Origin of the sequence: Parvibium lacunae (assembly GCF_003335215.1) — a bacterium.
GTDB classification, from domain to species: Bacteria; Pseudomonadota; Gammaproteobacteria; order Burkholderiales; family Burkholderiaceae_D; genus Parvibium; species Parvibium lacunae.
Genome location: NZ_QPGB01000003.1, coordinates 149,372 through 163,729 on the forward strand (window position 1 = coordinate 149,372; position 14,358 = coordinate 163,729).

Annotated in this window: 11 protein-coding genes; 7 read left to right on the forward strand and 4 right to left on the reverse strand. The window is 52.8% G+C overall.

The window, feature by feature from the left end; genetic code table 11:
- The first annotated feature begins 73 nt into the window (after positions 1-73).
- Entirely contained in the window at positions 74-1,720 is a 1,647-nt protein-coding gene (locus DU000_RS08370) for a M48 family metalloprotease (RefSeq protein WP_114402941.1), read from the forward strand.
- Between the two features lie 112 nt (positions 1,721-1,832).
- On the opposite strand, the gene DU000_RS13190 is transcribed toward DU000_RS08370, so the two are convergent.
- The 3 genes from DU000_RS13190 to ettA all read right to left on the reverse strand — a co-directional run bounded on the left by DU000_RS13190 (position 1,833) and on the right by ettA (position 8,335).
- Positions 1,833-6,002 (reverse strand): peptidase associated/transthyretin-like domain-containing protein, encoded by a 4,170-nt coding sequence (locus DU000_RS13190; protein WP_114402942.1) that lies wholly within the window; start codon positions 6,000-6,002, stop codon positions 1,833-1,835.
- Positions 6,003-6,295: 293 nt separating this feature from the next.
- The gene (locus DU000_RS13080; RefSeq protein WP_275667801.1) at positions 6,296-6,427 is read right to left on the reverse strand and encodes a hypothetical protein; all 132 of its coding nucleotides are present in this window, start codon (positions 6,425-6,427) and stop codon (positions 6,296-6,298) included.
- A 243-nt stretch (positions 6,428-6,670) separates the two neighbouring features.
- Complete coding sequence (gene ettA / locus DU000_RS08385; RefSeq protein WP_114402944.1) at positions 6,671-8,335, reverse strand: energy-dependent translational throttle protein EttA; 1,665 nt, start codon at positions 8,333-8,335, stop codon at positions 6,671-6,673.
- An 85-nt stretch (positions 8,336-8,420) separates the two neighbouring features.
- Between ettA and DU000_RS08390 the strand changes: the two genes are divergently transcribed.
- The 6 genes from DU000_RS08390 (at position 8,421) to mtgA (ending at position 13,955) form a co-directional block, all read left to right on the forward strand.
- Positions 8,421-9,140 carry an SIMPL domain-containing protein gene (locus tag DU000_RS08390; protein ID WP_114402945.1) on the forward strand — a complete coding sequence of 240 codons (720 nt, stop codon included), beginning with the start codon at positions 8,421-8,423 and terminating at the stop codon, positions 9,138-9,140.
- 12 nt (positions 9,141-9,152) lie between these two features.
- The gene (locus DU000_RS08395) at positions 9,153-9,857 is read left to right on the forward strand and encodes a DsbA family protein (protein WP_114402946.1); all 705 of its coding nucleotides are present in this window, start codon (positions 9,153-9,155) and stop codon (positions 9,855-9,857) included.
- Between the two features lie 139 nt (positions 9,858-9,996).
- The gene (locus tag DU000_RS12730) at positions 9,997-10,239 is read left to right on the forward strand and encodes a hypothetical protein (protein WP_158529664.1); all 243 of its coding nucleotides are present in this window, start codon (positions 9,997-9,999) and stop codon (positions 10,237-10,239) included.
- Between the two features lie 77 nt (positions 10,240-10,316).
- Positions 10,317-12,473, forward strand: coding sequence for a YjbH domain-containing protein (locus tag DU000_RS08405; protein ID WP_158529665.1), 2,157 nt, complete (start codon positions 10,317-10,319; stop codon positions 12,471-12,473).
- An 8-nt stretch (positions 12,474-12,481) separates the two neighbouring features.
- The gene (locus tag DU000_RS08410; RefSeq protein ID WP_205074043.1) at positions 12,482-13,240 is read left to right on the forward strand and encodes an MORN repeat-containing protein; all 759 of its coding nucleotides are present in this window, start codon (positions 12,482-12,484) and stop codon (positions 13,238-13,240) included.
- A 7-nt stretch (positions 13,241-13,247) separates the two neighbouring features.
- Positions 13,248-13,955, forward strand: coding sequence for a monofunctional biosynthetic peptidoglycan transglycosylase (gene mtgA, locus DU000_RS08415; protein ID WP_114402949.1), 708 nt, complete (start codon positions 13,248-13,250; stop codon positions 13,953-13,955).
- Between the two features lie 16 nt (positions 13,956-13,971).
- Here the strand turns inward: mtgA and DU000_RS08420 are convergent, their stop codons facing one another.
- The gene (locus DU000_RS08420) at positions 13,972-14,334 is read right to left on the reverse strand and encodes a P-II family nitrogen regulator (protein ID WP_240001850.1); all 363 of its coding nucleotides are present in this window, start codon (positions 14,332-14,334) and stop codon (positions 13,972-13,974) included.
- Positions 14,335-14,358 lie beyond the last annotated feature (24 nt).

A 14,358-nucleotide genomic window follows, 5' to 3' on the forward strand; every position in this document is an offset into this window, starting at 1 on the left:
TAGTGAAATTCCATGAGCAGTTAGGGATTAGGGATTGCGCTATGATTGCGATTTATCATAATCGGGATGCGTTATGCGAGGCTTTGGGTTTGAACTACGCGTTGTTTTAGCGGCGCTGGGCCTATTGCTGACCCCACACTACGACAAGCTTTCCCCGTCCATGTCGGCTGTACCCTCTTCGTTGCCTGATAGCCATAACAATAGCAGATGGCAACTCACTCAAGCGGCATGGGGGCAAACCACCCTCAATCTCCCAACCCTGGGTGACCCGGCCAGCGAAGAGCTCAGCCCGCAACTGGAGCGTAAGGTTGGGGAATCGATCATGGCCAGCTTACGCGCTAATCGAGACATCTCGGAAGATGCAGAGACGACGTTTTATCTCAACCAGCTTGGCGCGCAACTGGCAACACAAGCGGCTGCGGGTTATAGCTTCCAGTTTTTCTTGGTCAAGGAAAATAGCTTGAATGCGTTTGCGCTGCCAGGGGGTTACATTGGGGTACACAGTGGCTTGATTCTGGCAGCCCAGAATGAATCTGAGTTGGCCGGGGTATTAGCCCACGAAATTGGCCATGTAACCCAACGCCACATCGCACGTATGCTGGGGCAAGGCAAGCGCGGGACAATGGTGACGTTGGCCACGCTTGCCCTTGCGGCGCTGGCAGCAAGTAGGAGCCCTGATGCGGCGGCGGCGCTGGCGCTGGGCGGGCAAGCCGCACAAATCCAAAACCAACTCAGTTTCAACCGAGAGGCAGAGCGAGAGGCAGATCGCGTTGGCTTTCAATTGCTCGACCAAGCAGGATTCAATAGCGATGAAATGGCGAGTTTCTTCGGTCGGTTGCAACAAAATGCTCGGTTTTATGATGGCAATGCACCTGCTTATTTGCGTACTCACCCGATTACGCTTGAACGGATGGCTGATATGCAAAACCGCCAGCGGCCTCGGCAGACGTTCGGCAGCCAGCCGCCCAGACGGGATGAGTCTGAGTTCAATTTAATTCGGGCCAGAATGGCCGCGTATGCCAATCTCAGTGTCGATGGCCTACAGCAGGCCAAGCGCCAATTTGAAGAAGCGTTAGCGCTGAGCCAGGATAAAACACGGCCTGCGAGTGCTGGCACAACGGGGCCACGCAGTGCATCACTAACCAAAGCGGCCAACCTGCTAACCCAACTGCCCGCCCCAGCGCTCTCGTATGGCCTAGCCTTGATCGCCGCAGAGCAACGTCAATGGCAAGTGTCTAATCGTCTGCTAACGACCGCCAAAGAGCGGTTAGGACGCGATCATCCTTTATTTGTGATTCAACAAGCAGACAATGAACTGCGCCTTGGGCAAGCGGCACAGGGGCTGCGCATAACAGAGGCGGGGCTGAAAATGTTCAATCAGTTCCGCCCGCTGCTGTATCAGCATATCCGATTACTCCAGGCCAATCAGCAACATGCGCAAGCGCTAGCACTCTTGAATCGTGAACGCGAACTTTACAGACAAGATGCGCCGCTCTATGCCCTGAGCGCAGAAAGCTATCTGGCGCTAAATCAGCGCAGTGCCGCAGCTTTAATGACAGCGGAATATTATGTCCTGCAAGGAACAACGGCAGCGGCATTAGAGCAGCTACAACTCGCCCGGCGGGCCAATGATGGAGATTACTACCAGATGAGTATTATCGACGCGCGCACCCGCCAAATTCAGGAGCGACTGCGCGAAGAACGAGAGTTGCTGAAATAAAAGTTCACCCGCCCATCGCCAACAAGCGGAATTAACGCAAATAGCCCAAAAAAATTATGGTGGATCGGCTGCGCTAAGAACAGCAGCCGATCCAGCTTACCCTCGTCGAAAATCAGTGCGCGCCGCTCCTGAGCCATACCTTGATTTTGTCGATATCAATCTGACTTAAACAAGGTGTGGCATTGACCGGTTGCCCGCTCACCTGCGTATTCGGTAATTCCGGGCCGCGGAAACAGTTCGGCGGCATACGATTGTTGGGGGCTGCTTCTGTAATACGCTGTAGCAGGGTATTGGCGGCCACACTATCATTGCCGGGGGTAATCAAGCCGCCATTCAGGGTGCCCAATGAGACCCCACTCGTCAGTGGGGCAAAGCTCGCCTGGCCACCGCTGACATGACATGCCGTACATTTACCGTTCCATATCGATTGGATCGCCTGCGTATAGAACCGACTGGGGGTTGCAACGCTGCCAGAGAGGAATGTGGTGCATAGGTCATTCCGCCATTGCGAGGCTGGCGCACCAAAGCCATTCCCCAATGACTGAAACTGCTGATAATACGGCGTAGGTGGGGCGCCCCAGTCAGTCACATTCCAAGGATATTTATCCCAAAACAGTTCATGAGTACGTAAGGCATGGGGCATGGAGTAATCACCGCACACGCGACTTTGGGCCGTGCCTAGCATCATAAAGTTATTGTTACCACTGATGCTATTGAAAGCATCCAAATGCAAGAACTTACGCGACGTATTAAATTGCAATTGGGGGAATGGCTGTGCGATGTGGCAAGTGCGGCAGGAGGTGGCCACTACATTACGATAGAACACGTCTTGCGCGCTTACATTCGCTGATTGCCCAACCTGCCAACCTGGCACCGTAAAGTTGTGAATTTGTGTCGCAGCAGCGCCATTGTTGTTAAGCCCGGCGACGACTTCGCGAATCGGATCAGCCACCCCAACCGGTGGTGCGGCATTCACGATCTGCTCATTCAGCGTCTTGAATGCTAACTCCTGCGCCGCTTTGGTTCCGCTCGCGCTGAACGTGAAGAAGCTATGATCGAATGGCAAAAAGCGGGCATTAAACGTCACTTGCGGGCCTGTACTGAAAGCGGGAACACCCCCACTTTGCTGCGGGATGGCACCACCATGACAAATCAGACATAACTGTGGAACAGGGCGTTCGCCGTGTCCGTCAAGGTTGGCTGAAATGCTACGCGCATAGGCGCCGGTTGGATTGGTTGGGGTAACCGCAGCCGCATCGGTCAAGCCTTTTTTGAACACATAGAACTTGACCGTCTTGTTTCCAGGAGACCCAGGTATATCAGAGTATTCCATGGCAACTGTCGCGATTTCTGCTGAAGCCCCAACGGTTATGCGCGTGGCAGCCGCTTCGGCATCATCCGTATCTGGGGTGGCGACGAAACTATTGGCGACATCATCGTAACCAAACCCATAATTGGAAACATAGCAAACCACATCACCATTGATTTTCTTCAGGCAATGCATATCGCGCCCAAAACCTAAATCGCCTGAGTTGGCATAAGTGGCGACCGTTTCGTTGGGGTTCGGTGCGGCAGGGTTTTGCGAGAAACCATGAAAATCACGGAATTTTTCCAGGCTGGTCAGCGGCGTTCCCGGGTTTGCGCTATCAAGGGTGCTGTAATAGTTACGGGAAGCATTAACCAACGCATCTCGCAATGCGTTGCCAGTTGGTAGCGCATAAGTTAGGTCATCAAACCCTAAATTCGCCGCATCAATATACCCGAGACCATGCAAAAACTCACCGCCTATTGGTACGTCTGGCGCTGTATTGATTTTCAAAATTACTATCGCTTTGCAGGAATCATAAGGCTGCGGCGGAACCAACGGGGAATTGTTAGGGGCTTGCGGCGGACCACTATTCACCACGTAATAACCAAGCAGTTGCGGATTCGCCCCGGTAGTCATCGGTGCCAACGTGATGTTGGTATTATTGGGTAAGTTATAAATCACATGCGTGGTGGTTGAGCTTTGATCAATCGTCTTTTTCAAGATTTTGATTGGCCCACCCGGCCCGCCTAATGGTGCCGCGACTTCTAAATCATATTGACCGGGTAAACTCGGGCTGAATACACGTACGCATGAAGCATTGGTTTTGACGTTGTCGGCATTAAAGGCCGAAAAGTGTTTGACCTCGCCGACATAGCTCAGTACACCATTCACCGTTTGCAGGTTGAGTACCCCCTCTTCCACCCACAAGCCGCGGCGTTCGTTATAAGAGAGTGCTGGCACTGTTGCTGGTAACGGAACGCTACCGATACGGCGTGAACGATCAACTGGAATGATGACAGTTGCGGTACGCCCCGGCTTTAATTGCATCCCGTTTGGCAAATCCAATATTCCCGCTCCAAACGTTTCAATATACCCCCCATTCCCGGAACTAGCGATCACCGACTCATCGCCCGGCATTTGCTGGGGCGACAGGGGATCAATCGTTGAAATAGCCAGTTGTATCGGTGTGGTAACGGGCTGGCCATTGGCATCCACAATGCTATTGGCGGGAATACGGACACTCACGCCAGGACCACAGTCTGGCAGGCGTTGGCGCCGAGCAATCAAAGCCGGGCCACTGTCTTTCGGACGATCGGCAGAAACGGTAGCACGCAAAGTACCTGGCCGATCTGCCAGACGCGTGCGTGCTAACTCGGCTGTCTTTGTCGCAGTAAGCAGACGCGCCGCCTCACGCGCCCCGAGGTCGCTGGCTAGGGTGAGTGTGTCTTGATTGAGGCTGGCTTTCAATGACGCGGGTAAGCGGACTTTATCTTGCAGTGCCGTTGGTGCATCAATCGGATTACCTTGGCCATCTTGCCATTCGGGCACCAAGGCAGACTCGCCCGCAGGGCCTAAGCGCGCGGTGCGCGAGTCGGGCCCGGAACACTCTTTTTGACTGCGCCGATGAGTTAATTTGATTGGCCGGGTCGGATCGACGGTCACTAGCTGGGCTTGACGTAACAGCCAGCGCCCTCCGGTAATCGGGCGATCATAAATTTGGGCATTAAGGGCATAACCAGGTTTGCGAATATTGACCACATAACGAGTGCCAAGCTTCACATTCGTTACGATGCGCCCTTGCGCATTTGTTTTGACAATGGGGTTAGGTTGATCATCACTAATCACTTCAACTTCAGCATCTTGAATCGGATTCCCTGACAGATCAACCACTTGGCCAGTAAAGGGAGTGCCCTGCCCTGTCGCCAACACCGTAAAGGTTGCTTTGTCATAGCCACCTTTTTTGTCCATCGCCAAGGCAGTCACCACAAAACGGCCAGCCGTTTTCGGTAGCTGCCAGCGATTGCTGGGGCCTGTTGCCTGCGCTAATTTGCCCTCGCCCTCGCCCACTTGCCAAAAAATTTCAAGCGGATCGCCATCTTTATCTTTGGCCTCGACAGACAACTCAATCAAGGCGCCGACAGAAACATTGTGAGTCGGGAGACCCGACGCACGATCCCGGCCATGAATCGCTAAGACCTCTGGACGATGATTGTCGAATACCAGATTCACCCGATTGATCTGCCCGCTGGCCGTGGCGGTGCCGCGTGTAATGGTTTGTATTGCTTTGGCGTTTTCCTGAAAAGCGATTAAACGCAGATCACCCTGAGTGGGGACGTAAGGAAGAAGATATTCCCCCTGATTATTCACATAGACCGTTGCCAAGCGTTTACCTTGGTCATTTTCAAGCGTAAGCTGCGCAAACGCATTCAGGTTTAACAAGGGGTCAAAAGCACGAACCGAGCGACCATCTGCTTGCGTGACCTTACCGCTGTAGCTGGTAAACCCAGTTCGAGCTGGTAGCGTAACTGTCACAGTGCTTAAGAATTGAGGCTGGCGTCCTGCAACAAACGATTTTGCATCACAGCCCGACTCATACACCTCTGATTTCCAGCACAGTGTATAGGTGCCTGGCTCCGGCGCGAATAGGGTGAATCGGCCACTGAGGTCGGTACGAGTTGGTTCGCTCCGCTTACCAGTTTGGGTATTGGTTAGGAACACCGTCACCCCAGGGATGGCGATGCCTTTCAAGCTGCGCGCACTAACGCTAGGGTTATCAGCGATGGCAGCTGCCGGTTTAGCAGCAGGCGCTATCGCAAAATAACCACGCACCATATTTTCATGAGGTAGCTTATTGGGTTGCGCATTGACATACCGATAAGCGCCAACAGAACTCAAGATCACTAAGCTAGCGATAGCCAATAGGCAAGCCAAGCCACGCTGGGATTGCGGCCAGCAACGACGTAAGATAGACATGTAAACTCCCTGTAAACCACAGCGGCATGAGCGGTCGCTGTCGTAATACACCCTCTTATGATTTATTTAGCCCAACTATTGGTGGTTTTTTATTGTGACTGCACGAGATTATCACTGATGGGTCTACATGGTACCGCGCCACTCGTCAGTGAATATAGCGGCGATGCATACCCATATATGCTTTTCTCGTTAATGCGTAGATTGATTCGCTCGCATTACCGCAGCGAGTAGCGGCAGTATAAACAGAGAATGCCGCAAACTGGTGACATAAATCACAGTAAAAATAAAAACGATCATGAATCTGTAGGCTTACCAGCGACGATAGGGATGAGGGTGGTGAAAATATCGATACGGCCTTGGTGCTGTGTACCACACTGGCCCGTAACCTGGCGCTGGGTAAGGATAAACAGGGTGAGGGTTAACATACACCGGGGCCGGCTGCAGATAGATTGGTTGGGGAGTAGGAGAATATATAGCTGGCGGTGGCAGATAAATAGGTGGTGTAACGGGATAGCCGTGTACGGGCCGGGCCGAGATCAGCGCAGCACTCACGACGCCCCCTAAAATTGCCCCCGCAATAAACTCTGTGCCACTCGCTGCCCGTGTTTTAAATGTAAAAAGCCGTAACCTCATGGTTACGGCTTTTTGTTCTACCCCGGTAAAAGGACTTATTTCAGGGGTTTGTAACGTAAGCGCTTGGGCTTCGCGCCCTCTTCGCCTAAACGGTGTTTTTTGTCCGCTTCATATTCCTGATAGTTACCCGCGAAGAAAGTCCACTGTGAATCGCCTTCACACGCCAAAATGTGGGTGGCGATACGGTCGAGGAACCAACGATCATGGGAAATCACCAGCACGCAGCCGGCAAATTCCAGCAGCGCGTCTTCCAAGGCTCGCAAGGTTTCCACATCCAAGTCGTTGGATGGCTCATCCAGCAGCAACACATTGCCGCCGGCAATCAGGGTTTGCGCCAAATGCAAACGGCCACGTTCACCACCGGATAAATTACCGACGATTTTTTGTTGATCAGTGCCGCGGAAGTTAAAGCGCCCCACATACGCACGGGAAGGCATTTCAAACTTGCCAACGGTGAGAATATCCGCACCATCGGAAATCGCTTCCCACACAGTTTTGTCATTGGCCAAGGCATCGCGTGATTGATCCACATACGCCATTTTCACGGTCTGACCAATTTTGATCTCGCCACTATCCGGCTGCTCTTTACCGGTGAGCATACGGAACAGCGTCGATTTACCCGCACCGTTGGGGCCAATAATCCCGACAATCGCACCGGGAGGCAGCGTAAAGCTCAGGTTATCAATCAACAAACGGTCGCCAAACGCTTTGCTGACATTATTAAATTCGACCACGCTATCACCCAAACGCTCGGCCACGGGAATGAAGATTTCCTGGGTTTCATTGCGCTTTTGGTATTCGTGGCTGCTCAATTCTTCAAAGCGCGCCATCCGCGCCTTGCTCTTGGCTTGACGGCCTTTCGGGTTTTGGCGCACCCATTCCAACTCCTTGGCAATGGTTTTCTGACGCGCACTCTCCGTGGATTCTTCCTGCTTCAAGCGGTCTTCTTTTTGTTCCAACCAAGAACTGTAATTGCCTTTCCAAGGAATGCCGTGGCCGCGGTCCAATTCCAAAATCCATTCGGCGGCGTTATCCAAGAAGTAACGGTCGTGGGTCACCGCCACCACCGTACCGGGGAAGCGTTGTAGGAATTGCTCTAACCATTCCACCGATTCTGCATCCAGGTGGTTGGTCGGCTCATCCAACAACAACATATCAGGCTTGGATAACAGCAATTTACACAAGGCGACGCGGCGTTTTTCACCGCCGGATAAATTACCCACCACCGCATCCCACGGCGGCAAGCGCAAGGCATCGGCCGCGATTTCGAGTTGGTGTTCAGTATTGTCGTTACCGGCGGCGGTAATAATCGCTTCGTACTTGGCTTGTTCGGCCGCCAGCGCATCAAAATCGGCATCAGGCTCCGCATAGGCGGCGTAAATTTCTTCCAGTTTTTGTTTGGCCAGCATGACCTCGCCCAAACCTTCTTCAACGGCTTGGCGCACGGTATGGGTCGGATCAAGCTGCGGCTCTTGCGGCAAGTAACCGACCTTAATGCCGGGCATCGGCAGGGCTTCGCCTTCAATCTCCTTATCCACCCCCGCCATAATTTTCAGGAGCGTGGATTTACCGGAACCGTTCAGACCGAGCACGCCGATCTTGGCGCCGGGAAAGAAAGACAGAGAAATGTCTTTGAGAATTTGCCGTTTTGGCGGGACAATTTTGCCGACACGATTCATCGTGTATACATATTGAGCCATTATTTTTCCTTCATAATGAGTGTGGCCGCAAGATTACCAGCACTTGGGGCTGGTTTCTATCATTCGACTCATTATTGGAGTGCTAATGCGTATTTCACCCCTGCTTCAAGCCAGCCTGATCCTGTCACTGCCTTTCTGGTCACTGTTCGTCAATGCGCAAAGCTCGCTGCCTCCTCATCTGGAGCGCGACATCGTGACCCTCAGTGCTGACGCGAGCACAACGGTTGTTCCTGATATGGCCTTGATTCAGTTAGCGATTGAACGGCAAGGCAGTGACCCCGCCAATCTGACCCAAGAGGTCAACCAAATAATGAACCAAGCGCTGGCGCAAGCAAAATCAAGCACGGGCATTGAAGCGCAGACCAGTAGCTTTACGACCTACCCGCGCTACGACAACAAGGGACAGCGCAATGGCTGGATAGTGCGTGCTGAATTAATTTTGAAAAGCAAAGATTTTGGCGTACTCGGCACTTTGGCAGGTAAGCTCTCAAACCAGTTACAAATTATCGGGAATAGTTTTGAAGTCTCTCGATCCCTGCGCTTGCAACAAGAAGCGAGCTTACAGGAACAAGCGATTCGCGCCTTTCAACAAAAGGCAGAGTCTGCAACCAAGCAATTGGGTTACCGCAGCTGGCAGTTACGCGAATTGACCATCGGCCAGCAACAGGGCGAGCTTAATCGCCCGATGCCCCGTGGACCGATGTTGATGAAAGCGGCCAGCGCTGAGGCCGCGCCCATGAATCTGGAAGCGGGAAATACCTCGCTTAATCTAGTGGTCAATGGCAGTATCGTCATGCAAAGGTAAGGGATCGAAGAAATGGAACACTTCATTTACATCGCTGACCCAATGTGCTCATGGTGCTACGGCTTTGGCCCGCAACTCAGCCGCTTTATGGCGCAATTCCCTGACGCACAGATTGATGTGATGGTCGGTGGCCTGCGCGCCTACGCGACCGCCCCCCTGTCAGCAGCCGCTCGCGTCGAGATTCGTAGCCATTGGGACCGGGTTGAAACCCAAACTGGGCTGCCATTTTGTGCAGCTGGCCAAAGCCCGATGGATGCCCCTGGGTTCATTTACGACACCGAGCCGGCTTGCCGTGCTGTGGTCGCGGTACGCTATGCGCAGCAGCAGCCCCCTGTCCACATCAGTGCCGATCAGGCCCCGGCTGAAGAGGCCGTAAAAGGGCAGTCGCCTCATCTTGCGCTAGACTTTTTCCATGCACTACAAGTCGCCTGGTACCGCGATGGTCGGGATATTACCCAGCAGACCACCCTTGCAGCGCTCGCAACGGAACAAGGGTTAGATGAGACTGCATTTCTAACACAATGGGCCAGCCCGGCGTTGCAAGAATATACACGCCAAGATTTTCTGCTGGCGCAAAAACTGGGGATCCGCGGGTTTCCCGCCCTGATTGGATTGTATGGTGGCAATATGCATCTGATTACCAGTGGTTTTCATTATGCGGAACAACTCTGGGAGATTGTCGATGAAATCAGACAAAGCACAGAAAATGCTGAATAATTATGCTATGCTGTACATTGGATTGTGAAGATTGCATTAAATCCGTCAAGGTTGCTTGCTATCCATGTGATTAGCCGGTATCTTGGCGCGGTAAACTTAAGGTAATCCGTTTTTAATTCTTGAATTTAGGGAGAGCAAAATGAAATTAGTTAGCGCATTGGTTTTTTCGTTGGTATCTAGCTTGGCAATCGCACAGGGTGCAGCAGTTGGTGGCGGCACAACGGCCGGTGGTGGCTCAGCCGCTGGGGTTGGCGCGGGTGCTGCTGGTGCAGGTGCTGGTGCTGCTGGTGCAGCCGCAGTTGCTGCGGGTGTCGCTGGTGTGGCAGTTGCAGCTGGCGCAAACAGCAGTGGCAGCAGCAGCAACTCTGCCGTCGCACACTAATCTAGATAATGAGTATTAAGACTGGGGGCTTCGGCCCCCAGTCTTTTTTCTGTCTCGCTTTTTCACTATCGGTTTTCATGTCACGACTGCTGTCTCTTCGCTTTCCGTTGGTTCTTATTGGTAGCCTCTTTGCGATTTTGCCTATGCAGAATCAAGCGCAAGTCGCCACCACTGGCCAAACAGGGTTGATCAATATGCCCGACGGCCGCATTGGCGAAGACGGCGAGTTTCGGAGTGGTTACAGTGTCACCCGCCCTTACAGCGCCACCTGGATCAGCTTGAGCATCCTGCCTCGGGTTGAGGGCTCGTTCCGCTATACCCGCATTGCTGGTCTCAAGCCTTTTGAAGGGCCTGGCAGCGATTATGGCGACTATAAAGACAAATCTTTTGATTTTAAGGCGCTGTTGATTGAAGAAAAAGCCGGCTGGCCATCGCTGGTGATTGGTAAGCAGGATTTGCAGGGAACCCTTTTGTTTCCAGCTAACTATATTGCCCTGAGTAAAAAAATCCATGAATCGGTGGATGTTACTGTGGGCTACGGCAATAAGCGCATTGACGGCCTGTTTGGTGGGGTTAGAATTCAAGGCAGTGGACCACTCAAAAATTGGGGCTTAGTCGCCGAATACGATGCCTACAACTACGCACGCGATCCCTTTACCAGTGTCACCAATGTGGCGGGCCGGCAAAAAACTTGGCATACTGCCGTCGAATATCTGACGCCGATTGGCCTGCGTTTACAAGTCGGCGAACAGTATGGCAAAGGCACACTGAATGCTTACTTTCGCATACCGCTCAATGAACGGGAATACCTCCCGAAAAGCGAAGAACCCGCAGCATACCAACCTACCCAACCTAGGCCCACGCTTGAAGAGTGGCGCAACGATAGTCGTTACACCCGGAGTCTAGTACGCGCCTTGGGGCAAGACGATTTTCGTGCGATCCGGCTTAATTACCGTCATGGTAAGTTGACCGCGAGCCTGACGAATGTACGCATTTCACAGAGCAGTCGCGCTGTGGGTCGGGCGGCACGGATCATGCTCGCCCATGCGCCGCTTGACGCGCGTGAGATGGAAATTACCTACACGGTACAAAATTTGCCGGTAGCCACTTATCGCTTCAATGATTTGAACAAACTACAGCAGTACTTCAATGGCCTGGTCACACGCAGTGAATTAGCGAAAACCATTAGCCTGGACTACGCCCAGCCGACTGCGAATCAGATTGACAACGAGCTAGCGGCGGTACTGGCGGCCAGCGATGACGTCAAGACACCGCTGGCATTTCGACGCCAAGATGAAGGCAATTTAATCTCCCTGCGCACCAATGATAATCAATTGAATCGCTTTTCACTGGCACCCGCAATCAGTGGTTTTTTTAATGACCCGTCCGGTAGCTTTAAGTATGAAGTGGCGGCACAAGCTGGCTATGATGCCCGTTTAGCGCCCCATACCAGTTTGACGCTTGCGACTCGATTGATGATTGTTGAAAACATTACGGATGTAAAACAACCCTCTAATAGCGTGCTACCGCATGTTCGCACCGATGTGGCGCAATATAAAAAAGGTAATGATTTCAAACTGCATCGCGCTGCGATCAACCAGTTTTATCAGCCCAGCGAGCGTGTGTATGCGCGTGCCACAGCCGGAATTTATGAAGAAATGTTCAGCGGGGTGGGGGGCCAGGTGTTATATGTGCCACGCGGCGCTCGCTGGTCAACGGATGTCGCCATTGATGCCTTGAAGCAGCGCGATTACCAAGGTTGGCTCGGGCACCGAGACTACAGTGTCGTGACCGCGATTGGCTCGTTGCACTGGCGGATCAATGATGAAATCACCACGACGCTGCGCGCCGGGCAGTTCTTGGCGCGCGACAAAGGGGCTCGGCTTGAATTCAAGCGTCGGTTCTTGTCGGGAATCCAGATAGGGGCCTACTACACGCTGACCGACGGCAAAGACATCACTACGCCTGGCTCACCAGGCAACCCTTATCGCGACAAAGGCGTACTGTTTAGTATTCCGCTTGCCCCTCTCACCAAACGCGATACCCAGCAGGTAGGGTCGTTTACGCTACAACCCTGGACCCGGGACGTTGGCCAAATGGTTGCAGCACCAGTAGACCTCTATCAAGTCTATGAGCGCTCATTGATTCGTGATCTTCACCAAGGTGATGGTTTGCATCAATTTGGGGATATTGAGGATGACTATCCAAAAATGGTCTCACCGCTAGCACGCTAGGATAAATGATGCTAACAAGACGATTAATCCTTATCGCTTTGTCTTTCATTGCTGCTCCTATCTGGGCGCAGACCGCTTGCAAGGTGATTGATCCCGAATTACAAGGGTTTTATCAAGGAGGCTGCCGTCATGGCCTAGCCGATGGCCCCGGAGAAGCGATTGGAACCGCCATTTATCGCGGTGATTTTGTGGCTGGTAAAAAGCAGGGCAAAGGCACGAAATATTGGAAAGCCAGTGGCGATCGCTACAGTGGCGACTTTTCTGATGACAAAAAAGACGGCTATGGCCGCTATGAATGGGGTATCTCCTCGCCCTGGTTTGGGGAAAGCTATGAGGGACAGTACCGCAACGATCAGCGTCAGGGCGTTGGGACCTATTTTTGGTCGTTTGGCGATCGTTATGTCGGGCTCTGGGAAGCCGATAAACCAGTGGGAACGCCCACACCTGGACAGATCCAGCGCTATCGGGCGACGCAAGCCCTACAAAAAGTGATTGGTAAAGTCGGAAGCTATGTTTGCCGGCCTAGCAACCTTACTGGCACGCAGGCACAACCAGTCTGGGAAATCGGGCTTGTGGAAAACTGGCTTGATGACCGCATTCAAGTGCGTCCGATTGCCCCCAGTCAGTCTGCCCAGACGGCCGCTTCGAACTTATCGGAATCCGCACGCTGGTACTTATTGCTTGACTGGCAAGCCTGCAGCCCAGCACTCATCAAGCAGCAGACCGCGTTGACTGGCAGCTCAGCGCCAGCAGTCCCTGCAAAATAATTCACCCATGGCGTTCTTGCGGTTAATCGGGCGTTGGATCGGTTGGAGTCTCGCCGTTCTGATCGCAGCTTTCCTGCTATTACAACTCTGGTACTTGGGCTGGGTGCTGTGGTGGAACTGGCAAAATCCGGTCTCGACCAGTTTTATGCGCATCCAAGCAGAGAGCCTGCAGCAAGCCTCTGGCCGTCCAGTTGCCCTCAAATATCGCTGGGTAGACTACAGTCAAATTTCCAATCACCTTAAGCGCGCCGTCATCGTGGCAGAGGATGATACCTTCGTCGATCATGACGGTGTGAATTGGGAATCCCTTGAAAAAGCGTATTGGAACAATCAACGCAAAGGCAAAAAAATCAAAGGGGGGTCAACAATCACCCAGCAACTCGCTAAAAATCTGTTTTTGACTGGGGAGCGCAGTTACTGGCGCAAAGGGCAGGAGTTGCTGATCACATGGATGCTCGAAGCCGTCATGTCCAAGCGCCGCATCTTGGAGTTATACCTAAACGTTGCAGAATGGGGGGAAGGTGTCTTTGGTGCTCAGGCTGGAGCACTTCATCATTACGGTATTCCTGCCGCTCAGTTATCGTCGCAGCAAGCGGCTCGTATGGCCGCGATGTTACCGCGACCACGGTATTACGACAAACGCCGGGATGCGCCCTATTTGCAGCAATATAGCAGTCGCATTCTAGGTCGTATGCCTCATGCTGAACTGCCCTAAATGGTAATCCTAAGCCTCAATCAGTGACTTTATCTGCCGTATTCATGGTTTCAGCTGGGGCACCATCACGAATCCGCCAAGCCTGATCAACCGGCGTAATCCACACCAGACCATCCCCAATTTTGCCAGTGCGACCATGCTGCATAATCGCTTGCACAATGGCGTCTGCAGCCTCTGTTGGGGCTAAAATACTCACCAACACTTTGGGCACAAAGTCGGTTAACTCTTCTTTTAAGTTGCGCGGCCCAATCGAGGGGGGGGCGGTGAAGCCTTCCACCTTACCCACGACTAACGCGGGATAGTTGGTAATGCCGCGCAGTGCCGCCTGAACATGGGGCAAGCGGGTCGGGCGGATAATCGCTCTGATTTCTTTCATCATATTCAACACTCCCTGAGCGGCAAT

Excerpts from the sequence above, each read along its gene's own strand:
- DU000_RS08370 (WP_114402941.1), top strand. The coding sequence starts at position 74 with ATGCGAGGCTTTGGGTTTGAACTACGCGTTGTTTTAGCGGCGCTGGGC.
- DU000_RS13190 (WP_114402942.1), bottom strand. The coding sequence starts at position 6,002 with ATGTCTATCTTACGTCGTTGCTGGCCGCAATCCCAGCGTGGCTTGGCT.
- DU000_RS13080 (WP_275667801.1), bottom strand. The coding sequence starts at position 6,427 with ATGTTAACCCTCACCCTGTTTATCCTTACCCAGCGCCAGGTTACGGGC.
- ettA (WP_114402944.1), bottom strand. The coding sequence starts at position 8,335 with ATGGCTCAATATGTATACACGATGAATCGTGTCGGCAAAATTGTCCCG.
- DU000_RS08390 (WP_114402945.1), top strand. The coding sequence starts at position 8,421 with ATGCGTATTTCACCCCTGCTTCAAGCCAGCCTGATCCTGTCACTGCCT.
- DU000_RS08395 (WP_114402946.1), top strand. The coding sequence starts at position 9,153 with ATGGAACACTTCATTTACATCGCTGACCCAATGTGCTCATGGTGCTAC.
- DU000_RS12730 (WP_158529664.1), top strand. The coding sequence starts at position 9,997 with ATGAAATTAGTTAGCGCATTGGTTTTTTCGTTGGTATCTAGCTTGGCA.
- DU000_RS08405 (WP_158529665.1), top strand. The coding sequence starts at position 10,317 with ATGTCACGACTGCTGTCTCTTCGCTTTCCGTTGGTTCTTATTGGTAGC.
- DU000_RS08410 (WP_205074043.1), top strand. The coding sequence starts at position 12,482 with ATGCTAACAAGACGATTAATCCTTATCGCTTTGTCTTTCATTGCTGCT.
- mtgA (WP_114402949.1), top strand. The coding sequence starts at position 13,248 with ATGGCGTTCTTGCGGTTAATCGGGCGTTGGATCGGTTGGAGTCTCGCC.
- DU000_RS08420 (WP_240001850.1), bottom strand. The coding sequence starts at position 14,334 with ATGATGAAAGAAATCAGAGCGATTATCCGCCCGACCCGCTTGCCCCAT.